Consider the following 22,037-nt stretch of genomic DNA (forward strand, 5'->3'; position numbering starts at 1 on the left):
ATCTCAGGGGTTCCGCGGCTGCAGACCCCTAGGCTGAGCATCGCTCACGTCGTGCGGACGATCCGACAGCAGCACTCGTGGACTGCTTCCGCCCGATGTGCGGCGGGTCCCAACGCATGTGTGCCCGATCCGAGGTGATGAAGATGACAGGTGAAACAACGACAGCCGAACAGCAAGCCATGGTGCAGGAGTTTCTGGATGGCTTGGTGAATGCGTTCGGCATCGAGGCAACGGCGGTACCCGTGGCCGCAGATGACGACAGTTTCGAGATCAACCTCGAGGGTGTCAATGAGTCCTTGGGATTGCTGGTCGGTCCGCGCGGACGTCATGTGGTGGCACTCCAGGAAGTCGCCAAGACCATGCTGCAGCGCCGTCTTCCCGGTGTGCGGCGTGCCCGTGTCCGCGTCGATGTGGGCGGCTACCGGCAGCGACGCCGTGAAGCACTCGAGGCCTACGTTCGTGAGCTCGCCCAGGCGGTGGCAGAACGGGGGACTGAGCGGGGACTGGAGCCGATGAATGCGGCAGACCGCAAGGTTGTGCACGACACGGTGAATGAAATTTCAGGTGTCGACACCATTTCGGTCGGTGACGAGCCGCGTCGCCGGGTTGTGCTGGTGCCGTCGAGTTCCGAAGGCTGAGTCCCAAGGTCCACGGCCCGTCAGCGGAGTGAGCGAGAGCGGGAAGCTCAGGCCCGAGCAGCCCCCAGAGACAGCGCGTTCAGAAGAGCGGCCGCTTGCGGATCTGTTTCCACGTTCGGGGATAGATGCCTTGGTGTGATGGCCGGCGCGTGAGGATCGCGAACGTGGGACCCTCGCCTGCGTGGCCGTCGAAATCCCAGCCCAGCTCCGCTAGCGGATCGGCCGGCCAGCGAGATCGTTCGGAATCACGGCTCGATGACGCCTGGAGCGGCGCATCTGAACTCGGCGGTTCGCTGACGACCAGTCGGCCGCCGGGTCTCACCAAGCCGCTGGCGCACTCCGCAACTGTCGCCGGCGTACCGAAGGCCCGGCTGACCACCCCGTCATAGACATGCCGGTGCTCAGGACGATGGGCGAGGTCGGCAGCGTCCCCGCAGGCGACCCGGATCCTGCCGCCGATGCCGAGGCGGTGAGCGGAGTCGGCGAGAAACTCAGTTCGACGTTGAGAGCGGTCGAGCAGGACGAACTTGACCTCGGGCAGATCAAGCGCTATGACCAAGCCGGGCACTCCTCCGCCGCTCCCCAAGTCGCACCAGCGCTGACCCGGTGTTGGATTGGCTGCGTTGCAGTGTGCACGCGCGTGCCGAAGATGCGCTTGGAGATCCCCGGTTCCGAGGAAACCCCGTCGCTGACCGCGCTGGAGCACCTCCAAAAGCCGTTCATCGTCAGCGCTCATGGCAGAAATTCACGGTAACCGAGACGTTTCACGTGAAACATTGGAGCAGACGGGACCCCGCCGGGTACGGCATTACGGCGTACCCTCAGAGGTTGCGTCCCGGGTCCGAGCGGCCCGTGAGCGAAGCGAGCTAGAGCGGACAGCACAGGGCGAAGCCGTGGCCCGAGCGGCCCGTGAGCCTGTATCCAATCGAGATTGGGAACAAGAGCGGGAAGAGATGAACGGTTCAACGAGATGGCGTGCCAATCGGCGTTTCCTCTAGGGACTAGGGACTAGCTGCTGTCGAGCGGAGACGGTATGAGTCGGATCATTGCGGTGACGAATCAGAAAGGCGGCGTCGGCAAGACGACGACGACGGTCAATCTGTGTGCGTCGCTCGCGGATGCCGGTCAGCGGACGCTCCTCGTTGACATGGATCCGCAAGGAAACGCTGCGACCGGCGCCGGCATCAACCCGCGCGAGCTGGATCTCTCGATGTACCAGGTCCTGTTGGGTACCGCTGACCTGCAGGACTGCATCCAGCCGACCGAAATCGAGAATTTCGCAGTGGCTCCAGCGCGGCTGGAGATGTCTGGAGCCGAGATAGAACTCGTGTCTGCCTTTAGCCGCGAATTGAAGTTGCGCCACGCACTGCATCCCCTGATCGACGACTATGACTACATCTTTGTCGACTGTCCCCCGTCGCTCGGCCTGCTGACCGTCAACGCTTTGAGCGCAGCTACAGAGATCTTGGTGCCCGTCCAGTGCGAGTACTACGCGCTTGAAGGGCTTGGCCAGCTGCTGCACAACGTCGAAATGGTGCGCGAGGGACTCAATCCCGCTTTGGTCATCAGCGCCATCGTGATGGTCATGTATGACGCCCGAACGCGGCTCGCGGCCGAAGTGGTCAGTGATGTTCGTCGACACTTCGGAGACCGGGTCTGCAAAGTCGTCGTTCCTCGATCGGTGCGACTGTCGGAGGCGCCGAGCGTCGGCCAACCCGTGACCGTGTACGCACCGACGAGTCGAGGTGCCGTTGCGTACCGGGAACTTGCCCGAGAGATTCATGAACGAGGAGATCCACGCCATGTCGTCGTGGATTGTTCGGCTGTCGGTCCATTCGACGGTGCTGACGACGCTCTGGGGACTGACGGGCGTTATGAGGTCGTTGAGGGAGCGTCCACATGAACGCCCAGCGAGGTCTCGGACGCGGGCTGGGTGCTCTGATCCCGACTGGCCAGTCGACGTACCGAGAGGTCCCGCTCGGCGCTGTCGAGGTCAACCCGTTGCAGCCTCGACAGCATTTCGATACAGAATCGCTCGACTCGCTCGCCGACTCAATCCGGCAGATCGGCGTTCTGCAGCCGATCGTGGTGCGCGAGACCGGCATTGTCGGGCACTACGAGATCATCGCCGGGGAACGTCGCTGGCGGGCGAGCCAGATCGCTGGCTTGGACACGATCCCAGCGGTTGTGCGCGCTGCCGACGACGAGTCGAGCCTGACGCATGCCCTGATCGAGAACGTGCATCGGGCGGACCTCAATCCTCTGGAAGAAGCCGCGGCATACCGACAGCTCATCGACGATTTCGGTGCCACGCATTCTGAACTGGGGCGCCGCATGGGGCGCAGCCGAGCGGCGATCACCAACTCACTGCGGCTCCTGTCGCTGCCGGTCACTGTGCAGCGCTATCTCTTGGATGGCGAACTCTCCGCCGGTCATGCGCGAGCGCTGCTGGGCTGTGAGGATCCAGTCGAGATCGAACTGCTGGCCGAGCGCGTGGTAGACGAGGGCTGGTCAGTCCGCGCCGTCGAGGACGCTGTCAGATCCTTGGACGCAGTGCCTGAAGCTGGAGTCCAGCCTGTAAAAACTGACGACCAAGACGCTGACACCGATGCCGTTCCTGATGCAGATCGCCCGGCCGCGGCCCTTGAGGTAGAAGCGGTGCTGTCTGAGGCGTTGGCAACTTCGGTCGAAGTTCAGGTCGGGGTTCGCGGGGGACATATCGTCATCAGATTCGCCGATTTAGCAGATCTCTCCCGGCTCTACGACACCATGACGGTCAACCTTCAACTTCCTCTTGAAGGTTGACCGCATGGCTCAAGCGAGTTGAGGCTTCGGCGCAGGTTTACTCAGCAGGCCGGATTCACAGCTTCAATCCGAACTTGTTGTCCACTTCCTGTGGACAACTTGGGGAGAAGGCGAACGCTGTTTGCGCCCACCTGCGGCACGGTGAGCGCAGGATCACGCAGACGACTGGGTGGCCAGCAGATCTCGTGTGGATTGGGCCACAGCGTTGGCCACTTTCCGGTTGCGCTCCAGCAGAATGCCCAACTCTTCAAACCTGCACAGCACTGCAGGCATGGCGCTCTCGCGCAGCATCGGCAGACCCATGCCATGCGTCGGAATCTCACCGAACATTGGTTTGAGGCGCCTCGCGATGTCAGCAGCCAGCCGCTGACCAGCCCGGCTGACGAAGTGACGTCCCTCGAAATAGCTGATCGACGGCGCCGCGGGCTTCACCTCGAAACCGATGTAAACGGCTGCGCCGAACCGGTTGACCTGTGTTGCCTGTGCGGACCAGTCGGGATGGTGCACCGTGAGCACCTCCGCCCCATTGCGCCCGATGGCCCTCCTGACGGACGCGGTGACCGGTTCGAGACCGCCGGCCTCGCCGATTGCAATCCGGTGGCCCGCCAATTGGTCGCCCGCAGTCTCGAGCCGTCGGCGCTCGGTGATGTGTGCCACCACTGAAGCGTCGCCGAGGGGGCGCACCAATCTCTGCAGTGTCTGCAGTGTCTGCCTGCCGCAGACGCTGTCGCCGCCGAGGCCCATGTTGAGCTGGAAGTCAGCCAATGCGGAGGCGGTCAGCGGGCCCCAGATCCCGTCGATCCGCCCGACCGAGAAGCCCAGCGTGCTGAGCATCCGCTGCACCTCGGACACGTCGTCGCCGCGCAGCTGCGGCGTGCGCAGGTACAGCTGGCGATCTCCCAGTCGCTGGCCGGCCTCGATCAGCAGAGCCCAAGTTTCGGGACCGCAGATGCCGTCGACATCGATGGACCGCTGAAGCTGGAATGCCCGGACGGCATCAGCCGTCGCGGTGTCGAAGATTCCGCTGATCGGGCCGCTCCAATGGCCCGTCGCGCTCAGCCGGTGCTGGAGGTCTCGTACGTGCGGACCAGCCGCGCCGATGCCGAAGGGTCGGATCAGAGGAATTCGCCGATCTCAGCCAGCAGGGCACTCTTCGGCTTGGCGCCGACGAGGCGCTTCGCCGGTTCTCCGTCCTGGAACATGATGAGCGTCGGGATGCTCATCACTTGGTAGCGCATCGCCAAGTCAGGGCTCTCGTCCACGTTGACCTTGGCGATGCGGATGTTGTCGTGCTCCGCCGCGATCTCCTCGAGGATGGGGGCGATCATCTTGCACGGCCCGCACCACTCGGCCCAGAAATCCACCAGCACCGGGCTGTCAGCGCCCCCGACGGTCTCGTCGAACGTGCTGTTGTCCAAGGCGGAAATGCCTTCGGCCATTGCAGGCTCCTCATGTAGCGATTGCAGCGAGGCTAACGCCTCCGCCTCGACACACGGCGGCTGATCGACCGGGCTAGTGCGGTGTCACCATGCCTACGCATGGTGAGCATGGTGACACCGCAGCAAAATACTGGAACTGCGGGCAAATCCGAAGTTCGCAAGCGCGCGAACGTTTGTGGACACCGGGCTAGTGACCGTGAGCTTCGAGCCACCGCTCTGCGTCGATGGCCGCTTGGCATCCAGAGCCGGCGGCGGTCACCGCTTGCCGATAGCAGTCATCTTGGACGTCGCCGCAGGCGAACACGCCGGCGATGTTCGTGCGCGTGCTGTCGGCCTGGGTCACGAGATAGCCGTTCGGCTTGCGATCCAGCCAGTCAGCGAACAGCTCGGTATTGGGCCGGTGACCGATGGCGACGAAGAGTCCGGTGACATCGAGGGCGGAGCGCTCACCGGTCACGGTGTCGGTGAGCGTGAGACCCTCGAGTCGTTCGTCGCCGTGAATCTCCGACACCCGACAGTTCCACAGGAACTCGATGCCGTCGTTGGCGAACGCGCGGTCCTGCATGATCTTCGATGCCCGGAGTTCGTGACGCCGGTGCACGACATGCACTTTGGAGGCGAAGCGCGTCAGGAACAGGGCTTCTTCAAGCGCGCTGTCGCCTCCTCCCACTACAGCGATCTCTTGGCCCCGGAAGAAGAACCCGTCACAGGTCGCGCAGGTGGATACGCCGTGGCCGATCAGCCGCTCCTCGTTCGGCAAGCCCAGAAGCAGGCTCTGAGCTCCGGTCGACACGATCACGGTGCGGCCGAGATGGCGTTCGTCACCTGCCCAGACCACAAACGGTCGTTCGTCGAAATTCACTCTCGTCGCTTTGGCGGTTTGGAATTCGGCACCGAACCGCTCTGCTTGGACCCGAAAGCTCATCATCAGCTCAGGACCCATGACGCCGTCGGGAAAGCCGGGATAGTTCTCCACTTCGGTGGTCAGCATCAGCTGCCCACCAGGCTGATCGGAGGTCGATGACGGCTCGCCCTCGATGACCAGCGGCGCCAGGCGAGCACGGGCCGTATAGATCGCTGCGGTCAAGCCCGCTGGCCCGCTGCCGATGATGATGACATCGCGTACCGGGGCGGCACCATCGGAACCCGGGTCAGCGCTCGTCATGTTCGGACCGTCCCGCTCCGACGGCGCTTGGACCATGCCCAAGCGCCCGCGAGGCCGAACACCGCGCTCATGATGAGATGGGCTGCCCACACCTCGCCGGGCACCACGATGTCGAGCGCGCGAACAGCGGCGACTGCGACGAGCACCACGACGCCCACGGCGGCCGTTGCGATCGCCACGCCGTAGACGAGCGCGCGAACAGCGGTCACGAGGGGTCCGCTCGTGCGCGAGCGAACGGCCTCCACCGCATCGGTGAACCTGGTCACGGCTGCGTCAATGCTGTCGTCGACTGCTCCCCTGGCGTCTTGGTGTGACGCACCGCGGCTGCGCTCTGTCTTCGAACGGTCGGCACCGCGCCCGGGACTCATCGGCGGCAGGTTAGTGGTGCGTCACGGTGTGACTGCATCGGTACCCGGAGGTGCCTCTGCCCCGAGCAGTGCTGCGCTGACCTCGATCCTGGAAACGGTCACCCGGTGCCCGCCGCTGGGAAGCTCGTCACCCAGGTCGGTGATCCACACCAGCAGGGCTGCTGCGTCGGTGCCGGGCAGGTCGAGCGTCGTCGAACCGGTGATGCCCTGCGCCACCGCCACCGGACTGCCCCAGCCGATCAGCGTAGGATTTCGCTCGGCCGAGGTGTAGACCTCGAACGACCAGCCCACGGTGGGGGAGTCGATCGCGAGGCGATTCAGCGGTGCCGGATCGTCGGCCCCAAGCACGACGACAAGTCCGACACCGTCCTTCAGCCCGCCGAAGTCGCGAGTGCTGTACCGCGCTGTGCTCCAGCCGGTGGTCGGATCGTCGTTGTTGATGAAAATCAGCCGCTCCGGGTGCTCTATCCGGTCATCGCCGGCCGGATCGAAGTCGGTGATGGACTCCAGCGGGACGGGCGCACGTCGGAGCGGAGCTGTGGTCGGAGCGGACACGGCGGGAGGCAAAGCGGGCGTCGCAACTGCCGTGATTCCGCTCGGTGCCACGGTGACGACAGGCGGTGCCTCGACGTTCGGAGCGGTCGTGGTGACGGCTTGTGCAGCCGGTTGATCGGGATCTTCGGGCTGCTCGATGAGCAGGGCGATCCCGATCAGCGTCGCTGCAGCGGCCACCAGCACGCCGACGGGTGCGAGCCAATGGCGCTCGGCCTGCCACACCGATCTCCGGTCGGTGTGGCTGCCGTCGATGTGCGGAAGATCATCGACGACAGTGCGCAGGGCGAGCAGCATCGATGGCATGTCGGGCCATGGATCCGATGCACTGATAGCTCTCGCCAGCACTGGCGCCACCACATCGGGCACAACAGGATCCAGCTCCCAGGTGCCGTCAGGACGTCGCTGAGGAGCTGCTCCGGCGATCAGGCGATGAGCGAGCACGGCGACTGAGACCAGGTCGGCCCGTCGGGTGGCCGGGATGGTGACTGCGTCGTCAGTCGGCGGGCCATTGAGAATGACCCAGCCCACCTCGGCACGCCATCCGATGCAGTCGACCTCGACGCCGCCGTGGGCAAAGCCGGAACCGTGCAGCACCGCCAGTGCTTCGGTCACTGCGATGACGATGCGGACGGCTTCCGATGGGGCGAGCCGTTTGATGTCCCCGTTGGGTGCGGTGAGCTCGTCGACCAGCAGCCTGGCGGGCAACTGTTCGGTGACGATCGCGAAATGCTCGGCTTCGTCGTAAGTGTCCAGAATGTGCAAGAGGCCGTGATGCTCCACCTGTGCGAGTGCCTTGGCCTGCAAGCGCAGCCGGTGGCCGACTTCGCTGTCGGCGGACGCCCTGCGAATGGTGACCGGCCGGTTGAGCGTGCGGTCCAGACCTGACCACGTCTCGACTGCACCCGGCTGGAGCAGTTCGTGCCGCTCGTACCGCTCCCTGGTGACGCTGGGGTCCGTCATCAGGGTGCACACCCAGCCCCGGAGGCTGGACCTGACGGGTCGGCGGCACTGGCTGTCGCGGTCACTCCTGAGCAGAGGACGCGGATTCCCGCTCGATGAAGACGACGCCGATCGTTCCGGCGCCCGTGTGCGCGCCGACGACGGGACCGATCATCATCACCTCAGGTTCCGCATCGGTGAGGGGAGCAATCCGGGCCACGAAGTCGTCGACGTCGGAGCAGTCTGCGTGCATGACGGCGAGCCGTTCGATGTTCTCGCTCTCGCTGGACACCAAGCCGACCAGGTGGGCGAGTGCCCGAGTCCGTGTCCGCTGCTTGCCGGCCGGCTCGACGCGGCCGTCGGTCACCGTGATCAGCGGCTTGATCGACAGCACCGATCCGAGCAGCGACTGAGCCGCCCCGATGCGACCGCCCTTGCGCAGGTTCTCCAAGGTGTCCAAGGCGGCGTGAATGCGGACGCGCGGCGCTGCTGCCTGCACGAAATCGACAATCTCACTTCCGCTGGCCCCGCCGGCCGCAAGTTCGGCAGCAGCGATGACGATCAGGCCGAGCCCAGCGCTCACGGACCGGCTGTCGACGACATGGCAAGCGAGTTCAGTGTGGGCCCCGGCTGCCTGCTGGGCGGCCTCGATGGTGGCCGACAAATCGCTGCTCAACGTGATGACGACCACTTCGGAAGCGCCGGCGTCGGCGGCGCGCTGGTACGCCTGCGCAAAGGCGCCTGGCGCCGGCGCAGCAGTGGAGGGCAAGTCGGGATCGGACTGGCAGCGCTCCCAGAAATCGGCCGTGCTCAACTCGACTCGGTCGACGAATGCCTCGGTGCCGAAGCGAATCTCCAGCGGGACGATCGTGACGCCGAGCTCGTCGACGGCATCGTCGCTGAGATCGCAAGAGCTGTCGGTGATGATGTGCACCGGGGATGGAGATGTCATGGCTTGGAGTTTCCTTCTTCGTTGTGGGCCGTCGGCTGTGCCCCTTCGTTGGCGGTGCCATCGCCGGGACTGTCCTCGGGTCGCTGACACCAGTTCAGCATGATCAGCATGAGACGGGGCAGCAGCGAAATCAGTGTCTGCGCCGCGGGCAGCTTGAGCGCCAGGCCGCAACCGATGTGCACTGCGGCCATGAGCGCTGCCACTGCAGCGAATTGCAGTACCGCCGGCAGAACGTCCAGCGCCAGCGATGCGGGGATTCCCGCAGCCAGTGCGACGGCGGCGGGCACCAGGTGACGCGCGCCCGACCCGCCGAAGAGCCGCTGGGCAGGCCAGTCGGATCGGCGCGGCAGCCCGCCGCGCGCCGAGCGGCGCGCCAGCACCGCCCGGCGCAGCAAGCCCAACTCCACCCACGCTCCGGCGGCGGCGCCCAGCGCCAGCCCAACAGCACCCAAACGGGCCGGCAACGCCGGGTCGGAGCGAATCTTCGTGTCCAGCAGCGACCAAGTGGACTTCCGCGAGAACAGATCGATGTCGCCGAATCCGGTCAGAGTGCCATCGATGACCAGGACGCGGTCCAGCGGCAGCATCAGCGCTGCACCGATGATCAGGGACACAGCCAAGCGGATCGCGGCGATCGTGGCCGCCGTCCGCGTGTCTCGGGCGGCAAACAGGACGTTCTGGCACAGCCGTGACGCCACCAGCGGCACCAGACCGAGCGAGTAGGCCCCGAGCACAAGCGCAATGAGCGCGATGTCGTCGTCTGTGATGGCGTTGCGCAGACCGGCCAGGTTGAAGATCGTGCCGCTCAGGGGCGAGCCCGCAGCGAGATAGACCGCGGCCGCCCCGGAGATCCCGAAGACGGCGGCGCACAGCCGCTGTGACGTCCGTTCTGCGATGACGGCGGTATCACGGGTCCTGCTCAGCTCCGTCAACTCGGCTGCGGCGATGCTCGTGCCGATCAGGCTCAGCGGCAGCAGGTACAGCGTCTGTGCGGCAGCCATCGCCGCCGCTGCCCCCACACTGAGCAGGGACGCGAGCGCGAGATCCAGGAACGCGGAGATCTGCAGCACGCCGCGCCCCGCAACTGCAGGACCGAAGCGCTTGATGACGCCAGCGGCCTCACGCTCACGCCAGCGGAGGTTCAGCGTGATCAGCGGATCGGCCCGCCACACGCCACGCAGCTGGACCAGGACCTGTCCGGCCGCGCCCGCGGTGACGCCCCAAGCCAGCGCCGTTGCTCGGCTGGTTCCGGCGACTCCCCAGGCGATCACGCCGACGAGCACAGCGATCTGGGTGGCATTCCACACCACTGGCGCCACATAGGAGAGGAAGAAGCGCCGGTGGCTGTTGAGCACTCCCAGGCACCATGCGCTCAGTACCGCCAGCGCCGTGCCGCACACGGTGATGCGCACGAGTGTGACGGTGAGCTCGAAGCGCTCACCGTCAAAACCCCAGGCGATGAGCCGCACGAGCGGTCGTGCGGCGAAGATGCTGATCAATGCCGCAGCGGCCGTGACTGCGAGCAGGAACGTGGCAACGGCACCGGCGAGCCGGCCGGCGGCGCGTTCGTCGCGCTCGCAGAGCGAGCTGTACGCCGGCACGAACGCTCCTGACAGCGCGCCCTCGCCCAAGAGGTTCTGCAGGAAGTTCGGGATGCGCATCGCTGCAGCGAAGGCATCGCCAATCGCGCCGATGCCGAGCACGTTGGTGACCAGCGCGGTACGCGCCAAGCCGGACAGGCGTGAGGCGCCGATGCCGGCGGCGGCCGCCGCAGCGCCCTGCCGTCGGCGCAATGTGAGCCGTCGGCGCATGCTGGCGCCTGTTCGCTGCTCGCTCAGCTGGCGAGCCGCAGTTCCACCTGCTGGCGGGCCTCGTCCTCGGTGACGTCCATGCTGATGGACAGCTCGGAGACGAGGATCTGGCGTGACTTCTCGAGCATCGACTTCTCGCCCGCCGAAAGACCCTTTGCGTTCTCGCGCAGCGCGAGATTCCGCACGACCTCGGCGACTTGGTAGATGTCGCCGGACTTCAGCTTCTCCTGGTGGTTCTTGAAGCGACGGCTCCAGTTGGCCGGCTCGCGCACATCTTTCTTAGCAAGCAGATCGAAGAGATCCTCGACGTCATCGGTGTCGATCGGCGGTCGCATGCCGACTTCGCTGACCATGTCGGCGGGAACCTTGACGGTCAGGTCGCCATGCGCCGTCTTGAGCACCAAGTACTCACGCGGCTCGCCGAATTCGTCCCGCTCCTCGCGCGCGGTGATCTCCGCTGCACCGTGATGGGGGTAGATCACGCGGTCGCCAAGCTCAAACTTCATCGTCACCTGCTCCGCTGCCGACTGCTGCGAGCGCCGATTGAGACCCGCGCCGGACAGCTAGAAGGATGCCAGAAAGTCCCAAAACTGCCACTTTGTCGTCGAGGGGCGCAGTCGGCGGTGCTCTGGCTGCGTCGATGACGGATCGAGTTCAGTCGGCTCCCACGGGGTAGCGCCGGATGAGATGGTTCCAACCGCAGTCGGGGCACACCTCGAGTTCGTACGCCATGAAGTTCCCACTGCGCCGCGCGACACGCTGGAGCTCTGCGTCAGACAGGACGCACTTGCCGCCGCTGCCCATCCGGGGGCCGAAGACGTAGCCGACGATGCGGAGCTCTCCGTCTGAGCACAACGGGCAGCTGCGGCCGAGCGGCGGTGCGGCATTGCGGGCTGCCCGCAGCAGTTCGGGATGCGCATCGCACGCCTCGGCTCGCGAGACCACGCCGGCCTCTACATCAGCCAGCAGTCGCCGTCGCTTGAGCCGGTAGTCGACTGAACCCGGCACCGGCGGCGCAGAGTCGGGTGCGATGTAGGGCTGGAGCGCCACGCGGCTCACGTTAGTTGCGTGTTTGGGCGCCGAACGCGCCGCACTGCCTTACGTTTGACGCTGGCGATCCCATTCCCCCAGCAGCGCACAGGCTTGCTCCGGGTTCAGCGGACCGAGCTCGATCTGCCGTTCGCGCAGCCAGGCCAAGGCGGCGCCCACTGCTGAGCCGGACGTCCCGAGCACCTCCATGACACGGTGGCCGTCGACGGGAAGGCGCCTGAGCGCCTCGCCTTCGGAGGCTCGCACTTCCGCCAGACGGGCATCGAACGGCTCGCTGAGCGGACAGTCCCACGCGCGCAACACGACCAGCGCGGCGTCGAGGCGCGATCCGTGATCGGCGACCAGGCGTCGAACGGCGGGCAGCCATCGCTTGGCGTCAGCGCCGTCTGCTGCCGCGGCGTCGGCATACGCGGCCTCCGCCGCGCGGGCAGCTCGCAGAATGGAGCGGGTCGTCGAGATTGTCGCGCCCTTGATGCGCAGCTTCCTCATGCAACGCGCGGCTTCCGCGTCGTCGCACACGGGTCCCAGCAGGATCGCCCAGCGTGCGGGGACGCGGTCGCTCAGGTCGCCGAGACTGTCCAGCGCAGCCGCGGACGCCTTGGCGTCCCCATCGCGCCATCCGGGAACGAGGTCGCCGAGCAGATCGGTTTCGACGAGAAAGGTCGCGCCCGCCGCGACGCTGGGCAGTTCGAGGAGCTTGGTGAGCTCGGTCGCGATGCGTTCACGCGACACGATCGCCAGTCGCGGCCGCACGCTGCGAACGGCAGCGACGAGTTCAGGCGCGGGGGAAAGGCTGAGCTGCGAGCAGAATCGTGCCGCTCGCAGCATCCTCAGCGGGTCATCCGAAAACAGTCCTTCCGGCTCTGAAGGTGTGCGCAGAACGCCGTTCGCGAGATCTTCCCTGCCGCCGAACGGGTCGAGCAGTGTCCAGCCCGGCATCTCGACTGCCATGGCATTGACGGCGAAGTCCCGCCGCGCCAAGTCGGTCGTGATGTCGCAAGAGAAGCGGACGTCCGGCTTGCGCGACTCGCTGTCGTAGGACTCGGCACGATGCGTGGTGATCTCCACCGTCGTGTCAGCACGGCGCGCACCCACGGTGCCGAAGCTCTTTCCTTGGTCCCATATGGTGTCGGCCCAGTCGGCAAGCAGCTGAGCGATCCGGTCCGGTCCGGCGTCGGTGGTGATGTCGATGTCGCCGGTCAGTCCGCGGCCCAGCAGCGCGTCACGCACGAGTCCGCCGACGAGAAAGAACCGATGTCCGGCATCGGCGAACGCCTCGGCGAGCAGCCCGATCCGTTCGTCGAGCTCGCGCTGGTCTTCCTCGCTGAGCGTTGTCGTGGGAGGTCGGGATATTCGGGCAGATGAAGATCCCGCTGGGTTCGGCTCCGCTGGGTTCGGCTCCGCTGGGTTCGGCTCCGCTGGGTTCGGCTCCACCGTTCCGAGCGTACAAATGAGAGTCGACCTATTCGTTGTATTCTGTGCGGCGCGAGCGACATGGACCGTCCATCACCTGACGGCACACCCGCCGGGACAACCCGCGGGTCACGTCTGACGCGTACCGATCTCCTGACGGCTCGGACCGGTCGGCACTGCGCCCGGATCATGTTGTGGCTGTTGGTAGCGGTGTTGGCTGTCGTCGGTGTCCTGAGCCGAGCGCTCGACACGCTGCCCTCGCCTCCGGCCCATGTCGAGGCTGCCCCGAGCGTGCTCTATGACCGTCACGGCACTGCGCTCGCCGAGGTCGGACCCCCGATCTCGCAAGCGTCGCTCGGCCTCGAAGACTTGGCCCCCGCGCTCGTCGACGCCATCGTTGCGGTGCTGGATCCGGAGTTCTTGGAGGGCGAAGGCGTCGATGTGTCCTCGCACGGCGACTCGGTACGACGGCTGGGGACTGTCGCTGAGGGGGAGGGTACCGGTGACGGGATCATGCGTCGGTACCTCGACACCGTGTATCTCGCTGACGGGAGCGTGGTCGGCGAAGCTCGGCTGCTGCTCGCCGAGCTTCGCCTTGCCCGGCAGCTGAGCCGTCCGGAGATTCTCGAGCGCTTCGCCAACGTCGTCTATCTGGGTCGTGGTGCGTACGGCGTGCATGCCGCGGCGGGCGCGTGGTACGGGATCCCGGCTTCAGATCTCACGGTGGCACAAGCGGCCTATCTCGCATCGCTCATCGATGCGCCTTGGGGCATCGACGCGTCGACGGAGGGCGCTGATGATCCGGACCGGGAAGCCCGCCTGCGCCGTGACCGAGTGCTGGGGGCCATGTTTCACAACGGCGCCCTCACTCCTGACGAGCTGGCCACCGGGCGAGCGGTGCCGGTCACCGCCGACATCCGACCGTCCGCCGATATGGGGATTGTTGCCGAACCGTCCCGCACGGTCGAGCCCGACGCTGCGTCGGGCGGATTCATCAGGCTGCTGGTTGCTGATGCGGGCCTCGCGACAGCGGTGACAAACGCGTACCTGCAGCTTGTCGAGCGATACGGCGTGCATCGCGTTGCCACGGGCGGCCTGCACGTCACCACGAGCATCGATCTGGGTGCCCAGCAGGCTGCATTCGAGACGGCGAGGCGCCAGATCGGCGATGCGGCAGAGGCGGATGTGGTTGTGCTGGACCGCAGTGGCGATGTGCGTGTGCTGCTGAGCCTCAACGCCGCCGCGGCCACGAGTGCGGAACTGATCCCCGGATTGCGCCGTTGGCCTATCGGGGATCTCGGCGGGTCGGTCGCTCACATCCTTGAATCGCTGATCGGGCTGGATCAGGGGGCCAACGGCTCGCCGACGGTCGGCGACGTCACCGATGTGGCATCTGCGTTCGGCGTCATCGCTGCCGACGGGTCCGAGCGGCCCTCGCGCATCGTGCTGGATGCCGTCACCGCGCCGCGCCGGATGCCGGACGACCGTGATCTCGATCGCTGGCTCATGACCCCACGGCCCGTGCTGGGCGCCGACGCAGTCGCTCAGATGCGAGGAGACATGGACGAGCACACGCTGGCATCGGGCGTGACTGCCTGGGGCCGCGCCGGAGTTGCTCCGGACACTGGTGACGCGTGGTTTGCCGGCTGGACGTCCCACTACACGGCTGCCGTGCGGGTCAACCTCGACACTTCGCAATCAGCCGAGGTCGCCGTGACGACTGCTCGTGAGCTGTTCCTCTCGGTGCTGGCGCCGTTGCAGTACGCACCGCGTTGATTCCCCGAACCCTGCCGTCGTGGCCTTGGCGATGGGCTCGCTTTGGCTCTCGCGATGTGGCGGCGGCCGGCGGTGGCCGGAAATTCGAGTGCAATCCGCGGCTGCTGGGTCTAGCGTTGCGGCCGCACCGCGGGTGCTTGCGTGCCCGCTGCGTCTCAGGCGTCAATGGCGTTTGCCGGCGACGTCTGTGCGGGGCCTGCTCATTGGGGCCGGGCTCGAAGACGGGTGCAGAACATATTCCCTGCCCCGCAAGGGGCCCCGCTCCGGCGGGTCCACAGGAGGACGCCCCCAATTGCGCGCGTATGAGCTGATGGTCATCTGCGACGGTGACCTGGAGAATGCCGAAGCCCGCACTGCCATGGACGAGATCCAGGGCCGGATCACCGAGATCGGCGAGGTCGCCTCGTTCGATTTCTGGGGTCTGCGTGACTTCGCATACGAGATCAACCACAAGACACGCGGCTACTACTCGGTGATCGAGCTGCGGGCCGAGCCCGGAGCGATGGATCCGGTAGAGCGATACCTGCGAATTGCGGACGGCGTCGTCCGCCACAAGCTCATCCGACTCCCCGACGACGAAGCGCAACGGCGCGGACTGCTCGATGGAGAGTCGGCAAACAGCCAGTAAGCGGAGGCGTCATGGCTGACAACACCATCACTGTCGTGGGAAACCTGACCCGCGATCCCGAACTTCGATTCACCCAGACCGGCCGTGCCCGGGCGCTGCTGGGCATCGCCGTGAACCGGCGATGGATGAATCGCCAGACCAACGAATTGGAGGAACAGGTCAGCTTCTTCAACGTGGTCTGCTGGGCCGAAATGGCCGAGAACGTCAGCGAGTCGCTGGCGAAGGGCAACCGCGTGGTCATCACGGGCCGGCTCGAGCAGCGAAGCTGGGAGACCCAGGACGGCGAACAACGGAACACCGTCGAGATCGTCGCCGACGAGATCGCACCGTCGCTGCGTTGGGCGACCGCCGAGATCACACGGATCCCGCGGGGACCGGGGGGTGACGCCGGCGGTTCCCGCGAGCGCCGCCCGGCCAGCTCCGGCTGGGACAGCGGGGACGCGCCCGCACAGCATGCTCCTGAGGAGGAACCCTTCTGATGCCACCACGCAAGCGAACCGGTCGAGCACGCACGAAGGATCTGCGCAACCGTCCACGCCGTCGCAAGGTCAGCCCGCTCACCACGGAGGGCGTGACGTACGTCGACTACAAGGACGCCGAGTTGTTGCGGTCGTTCCTCTCGGAGCGGGCCAAGATCCGTGCTCAACGGGTCTCGGGCAACAACCGCCAGCAGCAACGCGAGGTCGCGCGGGCGATCAAGACCGCTCGCGAAATGGCCCTGCTCGAGTACGCGCGCCGACCGATGACACAGCGTCGCGGCGACAAGCGGCGGGGTCCCCGCCCCGGTGACGACCGACGGTCGGCCCCAGGCCGCGCGGAGGCACACGCGGACGACGAGCAGGCCCAGCTTGAAGACGAGTTCGACCAGCAGGGCCACGAAGCGACCGAACGAGCGCCTGCAGCGGTTGCGGGAGACCAAGCATGAAGGTCGTGCTGCGCAGCGATGTGGACGGCGTGGGCGCCGCGGGCTCGGTTGTCGACGTCGCTGACGGGTTTGCCCGCAATCACCTGATTCCTCGCGGACTGGCCTTGCGTGCGACCGGCGGCACGGTCACCCAGGTCGCCGCGCTGGCTCGGGCCCGGGCGGCGCGTGACCTGCGCGAGCGAGAGACCGCTGAGGGCATTGCGAAACAGCTGGTGGCCGAGGGCGTGACGATCGCCGCTCGGGCGGGTTCGGGTACGCATCTGTACGGCTCGGTCACTGCCAGCGAGATCGCCGCTGCCGTGACAGCGCGGACCGGCGCGGACGTCGATCGGCGAAAGCTGTCGCTGGCTGCGCCGATTCGCACCATTGGCTCGCACGAAGTCTCGGCGCAGTTGCACCCCGAGGTGGCGTTCTCGTTCAACGTCGAGGTCATCGCACTCAGCTAGCACCGCGTCAGGCAGCGTCTGCGACGTTTGCAGTGTGGTCGAGATGCTTGGATGCAGGACTCTCTGCCAGCCCTGCCGCCTTGACGGTTGGTTGACGCGGCACTAGCTCGGCGCTGATCGACAAGGCCTGTCAGCGACTCCTCCAGTACTTCGTGTCACACCCCCTTGGTGCGATGGGAGCATGTTCGGAGCCCGCATTGCCTCATGTGCAGAAGCAGCAGTTTTTGCACATGAGGCAATGCCGATTTCCACGGGAAATCCCCGTGATGTGCCCAAGCGTTCCAGATGGTCTGCACGGCAGGATCGCGGGCGATGAGCCTCGCCGAGCTGCCGACAGACGTCGCGCGCCGAGCCGGCGGGCGACTGCCGCCGCAGAACATCGACGCCGAGGAATCGGTGCTCGGGGCGATGCTGCTTTCGAGCGATGCCATCGGTGCTGCGGTGGAGCGTCTCGACGCCGAGCACTTCTATGTGCCGGCGAACGGATTGGTCTTCGACGCGATCGAGACGCTGTACATCTCGTCGGAGCCTGTCGACTGCCTGACGGTCGCCGACCAGCTCGAACGCACCGGCAATCTGGCTCAAGCCGGGGGCTCCGAGCGGCTGTTGGCGCTCGAAGCCGCTACACCGACGCTGGCGCACGTCGATCGCTACGCGCGCATCGTCGAGGACAACGCCCTGCTGCGGCGGCTGATCGCGGTGTCCGCCGAGATCTCCGAGCTGGCCTATGACCGGCCCGCTGACACCGCCGCCGCCATCGACCAGGCGGAGTCGCTGGTGTTCAGCGTGGCCGAGCGCCGGATCGTCGATTCCACCGAATCTCTGCACGACCTGCTCGACCAGAGCCTTGATCGCTTGGAGGAGTTGTACGAGCGGGGCGATGCGTTCTCGGGGTTGGCGACCGGTTTCTCGTCGCTCGACCGCATCTTGTCGGGCATCCAGCCGTCGTCGCTGGTCGTGGTCGGCGGGCGGCCCGCCATGGGCAAGACAGCGTTCGCCCTGACAATGGCCTCGAACGTGGCGCTCGAATCGCAAGAGCCGGTGCTGCTGTTCTGCCTGGAGATGAACCACGCCGAGCTGACTGGTCGCCTGCTGGCGTCCGATGCGCGCGTGGACGCCACCAGGGTCCGGACCGGCCAGCTCCGAGCCGAGGAGTGGAATCGCATCACGCGCAGCGTGGGCCGCCTGGGTGACGCGCAGATGTGGATCGACGACAACCCCAACGTGACTGTCGCCGAGATCCGCGCCAAGGCCCGGCGACTGCGCAGCCGCTTGGGCAGATTGGGCCTCATCGTGGTCGACTACCTGCAGCTCATGAGCGGGCGCGCCAACGCCGAGAACCGTCAGGTGGAGATCGCCGAAATCTCCCGCGGCTTGAAGATTCTTGCCCGCGAGCTCGAGACGCCGATCGTTGCGCTGTCGCAGCTCAGCCGGAACTTGGAGTCCCGCGGCGACAAGCGGCCGATGCTCTCGGACCTGCGCGAATCGGGTTCCATCGAGCAGGACGCCGACGTCGTGATGTTCATCTACCGCGACGAGGTGTACGACGAAGAAACGGCCGACCGCGGCATGGCCGAGATCATCGTCTCCAAGCACCGCAACGGCCCCACCGGCACGGCGCGCGTGGCGTTCATGCCGCAGTACACGCTCTTCGCCGACATGGCGCACGAGAGCTGAGCCCCGTGCTCGCCGCCGGTGCGTTCACCCACCACGCCGAGCTTCTCGGCGGCGACCGGTTGCCGACGCTGGCCGCCACCAGCCCGATGTTTCTGGGCGACGACCTCATCCCGTACTTGGTGCTGGCACTGGGTGCCGCGCTGCTCGTCGGCAACGCGGCAGCCATGGCGCGACCCCGGCGTGCTGGCGAAGGCGGCGAGATGGTGCGGGCGCCGCTGTGGCGCGCCATACCGCTTGCGCTCGTCGGGCTCGTAGCTGCGATCTGGGCGCTCGCAACGCTCTTGGCGGGCTGAGCGAGCGCTGAGTTGCCCTGAGAATGAAATCGAATCTTGACCATGGCCACCGCGTCGCACCCCGGTCCTTGGCTGATTCACTTCTTCCAGCGCGCCAAGGCTGACGATGCTGACGATGCTGACGATGCTGTTCCGGCACTCGACTTCTTCGAGACGCTCTCGGACAAGGTGGCCTCCGAGATTGCGGTTTTGGACGCCGTCGCTCAGGCACCCCCTCCCGCGTTCTCTGGCGGTGGGAAGCGGGAGGCGATGCGTGGAGCGGGAGGCGATGCGTGGCGAGATGGCTGGCTCCTACGAGGTCCGTGTTCAGGGAAGCAGTGCAAACCATCGGCTGTTCTGCCTGCTGGTGCGAAATGCCGATGACCTCGGCGGCTCGTCGATTGTCTGTTAGGGAGGATTGGCCAAGCCCCGCCGGCAACCGGCTGATCCGAAGGACTACCGTCGCATCCGCCGTTTCCGCGAGGAGTTCGAACGGAGCCGGGCCGTCTTCAGCTAGCCCGGCTCGTCTCAAACGGTGCGGCCGTCATCTCGAGTTCGAGCGCGCCTGCGAGCGCGACGAGTGTCGACAGCGTCGGATTTGGGTTCTCAGCCGAGAAGAGGCGTCTGATCACCTCTGGGCGCAGACCTGCCCGACGAGCAAGCTCCGCCTTGCTCAGCTGCAAGCGGCATCGGCGTTGATCGAGTATCCGGATAATGCCGTCGATCTGATCGATGCGGCGGCGCGCAGCGTCGTAGGCGCGTTCGTACTCTGGGTCTGCCCTGCGGTCTTGCAGATACCGCTCTGCGCCGGTGCGTGCTGCTGCCATGAGACTTGCTCTAGCGTGACATAAAAGTTACACAAGGGCTGCTGAGCGGGTGAGGGGAATCGAACCCCCGTTATCAGCTTGGGAAGCTGAAGTTCTGCCATTGAACTACACCCGCAGGTGAAGGCCAGAGCCTATTCAGTGCAGCTGTGGCAGGGGCGTTCGAACCGGTGCTTGGCCACTAGGGTCGCCCGGCGACGGATGCGGCACGCGCTGGCGGGCACGCTGGCAGCCGAAGACGGAAGGGGAGCGAGGTGATCCTGTCGGACCGGAGCATCCGTGAAGCCCTCGAGAAGGGCCGCATCATCATTGAGCCTTTGGGTGATGCAGCCGTGCAGCCCTCATCAGTGGATCTGCGATTGGATGCCACCTTCCGGGTTTTCCGCAATCACACGCGCCAGGTCATCGATGTCGTCGAGGACCAGACCGACCTGACCGAAGAGGTGGAGGTTGCCGCAGGCGACGCATTCATCCTGCATCCCGGCGAGTTCGCCCTGGGCTCGACGCTCGAGCGGGTCGCCGTGCCCGACGACCTCGTCGGACGCATCGAGGGCAAGTCGTCGTTGGGCCGCCTCGGCCTGCTCATCCACACGACGGCGGGATTCGTGGATCCCGGCTGGGACGGCTACCTGACCCTCGAGCTGTCCAACGTGGCCAACCTGCCGATCACGCTGTACCCGAGCATGAAGATCTGCCAGATCAGTTTCATGGAGATGACGACGCCAGCCGAGCACCCCTATGGCGCCGAACTGCTGGGATCCAAGTACCGGGGCCAGCGGGGTCCCACGCCCAGCCGCTACCACGAGAACTTCCGCTCCCGCCGCCTGCTGTGAAGCACGCCGTGGCCATCGCCCGACTGCTCAGTCTGTTCGCAGCCGTCGTGCTGGCGGCCGCGTGCTCGAACGGCACCGATGCAGCGGCCGACGAGGACAGATCGACCGGCCCGCAGGGCGAGGTGCGAGTGGCGGGTGATGAGGCCGTGCAGATTCGCTCGATCAGCGCGCTCGGCGGCTCGCCGGACGCCGCATCGCCCGTCTATCTCGCGGTGCGCATGGCAGTGGTCGACTACGGCCCGCTGCACGGGCAGTTCGATGTGGAGGTGGGCGCCGGCCTCGACGGCGAGTGCTCGGATGCGGGCGGTCGGCGGGCAGCCCGCACCGTGCTGCGAACCGAGCGGGTGATCGGCGTGATCGGCACGCAGTGTTCGGTTGCCGCCATAGCAGCCGCGCCACTGCTCACCGACGCGGGGTTGGTGATGATCTCGCCGTCGAATACGGCGCCTGGGCTGACCTCCGACTTGGCCGGCAACGCAGGCGAGCATCGGCGCGATGGCTACTACCGCACGGCTCACAACGATCTGCACGTCGGCCGAGCCGTGGCGGATTTCTTGTTCCTCGAACTGGGCCTTCGCCGGGCGGCGGCAATTCACGACGGCGACCCGTACACCGAAGGGCTCGCGACAGCGTTCGCCGATGCGTTTACTGAGCGCGGTGGCACGGTCACCGCGTCGCTGAGCATTCATCGCCAAGCTGTCAGTCACGCCGCGACATGGGACTCCGTGGCCGAGAGCGAACCCGAAGCGGTGCTCATCACGCTGTTCCCCGATGAGGCCAGTGAAGTCTTGCAGCACCGCCCCGCTGACTCTCTCCGCACGATTACGGCCACGGTGATCACCTCGAATTTCTTCGGTGATGCGTACCTGAGCGAGCAACGGTCGGCCGGCTTGTACCTCGTCGGTCGCGACGCGCGTCACGGTGACGACATCAACGAGTCCACCGGCCAGGGCGTGGCCGACGTCCTGAGCCGCCTAGCCGCCGAAATCGGCGAGGTGTCCGCCGGCTCGTACTGGCCTCAGGCGTACGACGCCACAACGCTGCTGCTCGACGCCATCGAGCGTGCGTCACACCTTGACGACGGGGTCCTCGTCATCGATCAGGCGGTGCTGCGAGATCATCTCTCGGCGACCGACGGCTACGACGCCCTCACCGGCACGCTCGCCTGCGACGAGTTCGGCGACTGCGGCGCCGCTCGCATCGCGGTCTACCAGCACCTCGATCCGGCCGACCCCGCCGCCGCAGCCGGCAACGTGGTCTTCGAATACGACCGCTGAGCAGTACTCGACTCGGCACCGAAACGCTGCTGCGAGGCCGTGATCTCATATCGCTGCCTCCGGCTGAGCACTCGTATGGCGCCGATCAGTTGAAATCCAAGTACCGGGGCCAGCGAGACACCACGCTGAGCAGCCATATCCTCGCGAGCTTGTTCCGCTGTGTCCCAACTGCCATGTAGTCGTTCATCTTCGGAACCCACCGCTCACAATCGAACGGCTGCGCAAAATCATCGAAGACAACGAT

At 66.2% G+C, this 22,037-nt stretch carries 24 protein-coding genes, 1 tRNA gene and 2 pseudogenes; 13 read left to right on the forward strand and 14 right to left on the reverse strand.

Annotation, left to right across the window (positions count from 1 at the left end; all coding sequences use genetic code 11):
• Positions 1 to 143: 143 nt before the first annotated feature.
• Positions 144 to 638 (forward strand): protein jag, encoded by a 495-nt coding sequence (locus tag ACOGXQ_RS12780; RefSeq protein ID WP_419944032.1) that lies wholly within the window; start codon positions 144 to 146, stop codon positions 636 to 638.
• A 79-nt stretch (positions 639 to 717) separates the two neighbouring features.
• On the opposite strand, the gene ACOGXQ_RS12785 is transcribed toward ACOGXQ_RS12780, so the two are convergent.
• A complete protein-coding gene (locus ACOGXQ_RS12785) occupies positions 718 to 1,374 on the reverse strand; it encodes a 16S rRNA (guanine(527)-N(7))-methyltransferase RsmG (protein ID WP_419944033.1) in 657 nt (218 codons plus the stop codon).
• A 297-nt stretch (positions 1,375 to 1,671) separates the two neighbouring features.
• On the opposite strand from ACOGXQ_RS12785, the gene ACOGXQ_RS12790 reads away from it, so the two are divergent.
• Positions 1,672 to 2,541, forward strand: a complete 870-nt coding sequence (locus tag ACOGXQ_RS12790; RefSeq protein WP_419944034.1) for a ParA family protein — start codon at positions 1,672 to 1,674, stop codon at positions 2,539 to 2,541.
• Positions 2,538 to 3,443: a ParB/RepB/Spo0J family partition protein gene (locus ACOGXQ_RS12795; protein WP_419944035.1), complete on the forward strand. Its 906-nt coding sequence runs from the start codon at positions 2,538 to 2,540 to the stop codon at positions 3,441 to 3,443. Before ACOGXQ_RS12790 ends, ACOGXQ_RS12795 begins: the two co-directional genes overlap by 4 nt.
• A gap of 153 nt (positions 3,444 to 3,596) precedes the next feature.
• Here the strand turns inward: ACOGXQ_RS12795 and ACOGXQ_RS12800 are convergent, their stop codons facing one another.
• From ACOGXQ_RS12800 to ACOGXQ_RS12850, 11 genes and pseudogenes are all read right to left on the reverse strand, one after another.
• Complete coding sequence (locus ACOGXQ_RS12800) at positions 3,597 to 4,295, reverse strand: peptidoglycan-binding protein (protein WP_419944036.1); 699 nt, start codon at positions 4,293 to 4,295, stop codon at positions 3,597 to 3,599.
• Between the two features lie 129 nt (positions 4,296 to 4,424).
• A pseudogene (locus ACOGXQ_RS12805) lies at positions 4,425 to 4,568 on the reverse strand (peptidoglycan-binding domain-containing protein); the annotation flags it as partial.
• On the reverse strand, positions 4,559 to 4,882 hold the full coding sequence (trxA, locus tag ACOGXQ_RS12810) for a thioredoxin (protein ID WP_419944037.1): 324 nt from the start codon (positions 4,880 to 4,882) through the stop codon (positions 4,559 to 4,561). The gene trxA and the pseudogene ACOGXQ_RS12805, both read right to left, overlap by 10 nt.
• Positions 4,883 to 5,069: 187 nt before the next feature.
• On the reverse strand, positions 5,070 to 6,047 hold the full coding sequence (trxB, locus tag ACOGXQ_RS12815) for a thioredoxin-disulfide reductase (protein WP_419944038.1): 978 nt from the start codon (positions 6,045 to 6,047) through the stop codon (positions 5,070 to 5,072).
• Positions 6,044 to 6,415, reverse strand: coding sequence for a hypothetical protein (locus ACOGXQ_RS12820; protein ID WP_419944039.1), 372 nt, complete (start codon positions 6,413 to 6,415; stop codon positions 6,044 to 6,046). Before ACOGXQ_RS12820 ends, trxB begins: the two co-directional genes overlap by 4 nt.
• A gap of 21 nt (positions 6,416 to 6,436) precedes the next feature.
• Positions 6,437 to 7,930, reverse strand: coding sequence for a hypothetical protein (locus ACOGXQ_RS12825; RefSeq protein WP_419944040.1), 1,494 nt, complete (start codon positions 7,928 to 7,930; stop codon positions 6,437 to 6,439).
• A gap of 61 nt (positions 7,931 to 7,991) precedes the next feature.
• Positions 7,992 to 8,861, reverse strand: a complete 870-nt coding sequence (locus ACOGXQ_RS12830) for a DegV family protein (RefSeq protein ID WP_419944041.1) — start codon at positions 8,859 to 8,861, stop codon at positions 7,992 to 7,994.
• Positions 8,858 to 10,672 (reverse strand): murein biosynthesis integral membrane protein MurJ, encoded by a 1,815-nt coding sequence (gene murJ / locus ACOGXQ_RS12835; protein ID WP_419944042.1) that lies wholly within the window; start codon positions 10,670 to 10,672, stop codon positions 8,858 to 8,860. The genes ACOGXQ_RS12830 and murJ overlap by 4 nt, the downstream gene beginning before the upstream one ends.
• A gap of 23 nt (positions 10,673 to 10,695) precedes the next feature.
• Positions 10,696 to 11,178: a CarD family transcriptional regulator gene (locus ACOGXQ_RS12840; RefSeq protein ID WP_419944043.1), complete on the reverse strand. Its 483-nt coding sequence runs from the start codon at positions 11,176 to 11,178 to the stop codon at positions 10,696 to 10,698.
• 148 nt (positions 11,179 to 11,326) lie between these two features.
• Complete coding sequence (locus ACOGXQ_RS12845; protein ID WP_419944044.1) at positions 11,327 to 11,731, reverse strand: DUF5318 family protein; 405 nt, start codon at positions 11,729 to 11,731, stop codon at positions 11,327 to 11,329.
• Between the two features lie 39 nt (positions 11,732 to 11,770).
• A complete protein-coding gene (locus ACOGXQ_RS12850; RefSeq protein ID WP_419944045.1) occupies positions 11,771 to 13,156 on the reverse strand; it encodes a hypothetical protein in 1,386 nt (461 codons plus the stop codon).
• Positions 13,157 to 13,216: 60 nt separating this feature from the next.
• On the opposite strand from ACOGXQ_RS12850, the gene ACOGXQ_RS12855 reads away from it, so the two are divergent.
• The 8 genes and pseudogenes from ACOGXQ_RS12855 (at position 13,217) to ACOGXQ_RS12890 (ending at position 19,243) form a co-directional block, all read left to right on the forward strand.
• The gene (locus ACOGXQ_RS12855) at positions 13,217 to 14,911 is read left to right on the forward strand and encodes a transglycosylase domain-containing protein (RefSeq protein WP_419944046.1); all 1,695 of its coding nucleotides are present in this window, start codon (positions 13,217 to 13,219) and stop codon (positions 14,909 to 14,911) included.
• Between the two features lie 292 nt (positions 14,912 to 15,203).
• A complete protein-coding gene (gene rpsF, locus ACOGXQ_RS12860; RefSeq protein ID WP_419944047.1) occupies positions 15,204 to 15,539 on the forward strand; it encodes a 30S ribosomal protein S6 in 336 nt (111 codons plus the stop codon).
• A gap of 11 nt (positions 15,540 to 15,550) precedes the next feature.
• Positions 15,551 to 16,018, forward strand: a complete 468-nt coding sequence (gene ssb, locus ACOGXQ_RS12865) for a single-stranded DNA-binding protein (RefSeq protein ID WP_419944048.1) — start codon at positions 15,551 to 15,553, stop codon at positions 16,016 to 16,018.
• Positions 16,018 to 16,269 (forward strand): annotated as a pseudogene (gene rpsR, locus ACOGXQ_RS12870) (30S ribosomal protein S18); the annotation flags it as partial. The gene ssb and the pseudogene rpsR, both read left to right, overlap by 1 nt.
• Before the next feature lie 191 nt (positions 16,270 to 16,460).
• Positions 16,461 to 16,910, forward strand: coding sequence for a 50S ribosomal protein L9 (gene rplI / locus ACOGXQ_RS12875; protein WP_419944049.1), 450 nt, complete (start codon positions 16,461 to 16,463; stop codon positions 16,908 to 16,910).
• A 312-nt stretch (positions 16,911 to 17,222) separates the two neighbouring features.
• Positions 17,223 to 18,587: a replicative DNA helicase gene (dnaB, locus tag ACOGXQ_RS12880; RefSeq protein ID WP_419944050.1), complete on the forward strand. Its 1,365-nt coding sequence runs from the start codon at positions 17,223 to 17,225 to the stop codon at positions 18,585 to 18,587.
• Positions 18,588 to 18,592: 5 nt separating this feature from the next.
• Entirely contained in the window at positions 18,593 to 18,880 is a 288-nt protein-coding gene (locus ACOGXQ_RS12885; protein WP_419944051.1) for a hypothetical protein, read from the forward strand.
• A gap of 42 nt (positions 18,881 to 18,922) precedes the next feature.
• The gene (locus ACOGXQ_RS12890) at positions 18,923 to 19,243 is read left to right on the forward strand and encodes a hypothetical protein (protein ID WP_419944052.1); all 321 of its coding nucleotides are present in this window, start codon (positions 18,923 to 18,925) and stop codon (positions 19,241 to 19,243) included.
• A gap of 125 nt (positions 19,244 to 19,368) precedes the next feature.
• On the opposite strand, the gene ACOGXQ_RS12895 is transcribed toward ACOGXQ_RS12890, so the two are convergent.
• Together ACOGXQ_RS12895 and ACOGXQ_RS12900 are read right to left on the reverse strand one after the other, a co-directional pair.
• Positions 19,369 to 19,686 carry a helix-turn-helix domain-containing protein gene (locus ACOGXQ_RS12895; RefSeq protein WP_419944053.1) on the reverse strand — a complete coding sequence of 106 codons (318 nt, stop codon included), beginning with the start codon at positions 19,684 to 19,686 and terminating at the stop codon, positions 19,369 to 19,371.
• A gap of 44 nt (positions 19,687 to 19,730) precedes the next feature.
• Positions 19,731 to 19,801: transfer RNA gene (locus ACOGXQ_RS12900), tRNA-Gly, on the reverse strand.
• Positions 19,802 to 19,937: 136 nt separating this feature from the next.
• On the opposite strand from ACOGXQ_RS12900, the gene dcd reads away from it, so the two are divergent.
• Positions 19,938 to 20,516: a dCTP deaminase gene (gene dcd / locus ACOGXQ_RS12905; RefSeq protein ID WP_419944054.1), complete on the forward strand. Its 579-nt coding sequence runs from the start codon at positions 19,938 to 19,940 to the stop codon at positions 20,514 to 20,516.
• Between the two features lie 8 nt (positions 20,517 to 20,524).
• Complete coding sequence (locus ACOGXQ_RS12910) at positions 20,525 to 21,793, forward strand: branched-chain amino acid ABC transporter substrate-binding protein (RefSeq protein WP_419944055.1); 1,269 nt, start codon at positions 20,525 to 20,527, stop codon at positions 21,791 to 21,793.
• Positions 21,794 to 22,037 lie beyond the last annotated feature (244 nt).

It is taken from the genome of Candidatus Poriferisodalis sp. (genome assembly GCF_965208485.1).
In the GTDB taxonomy this organism is placed as follows: Bacteria; Actinomycetota; Acidimicrobiia; order Acidimicrobiales; family Poriferisodalaceae; genus Poriferisodalis.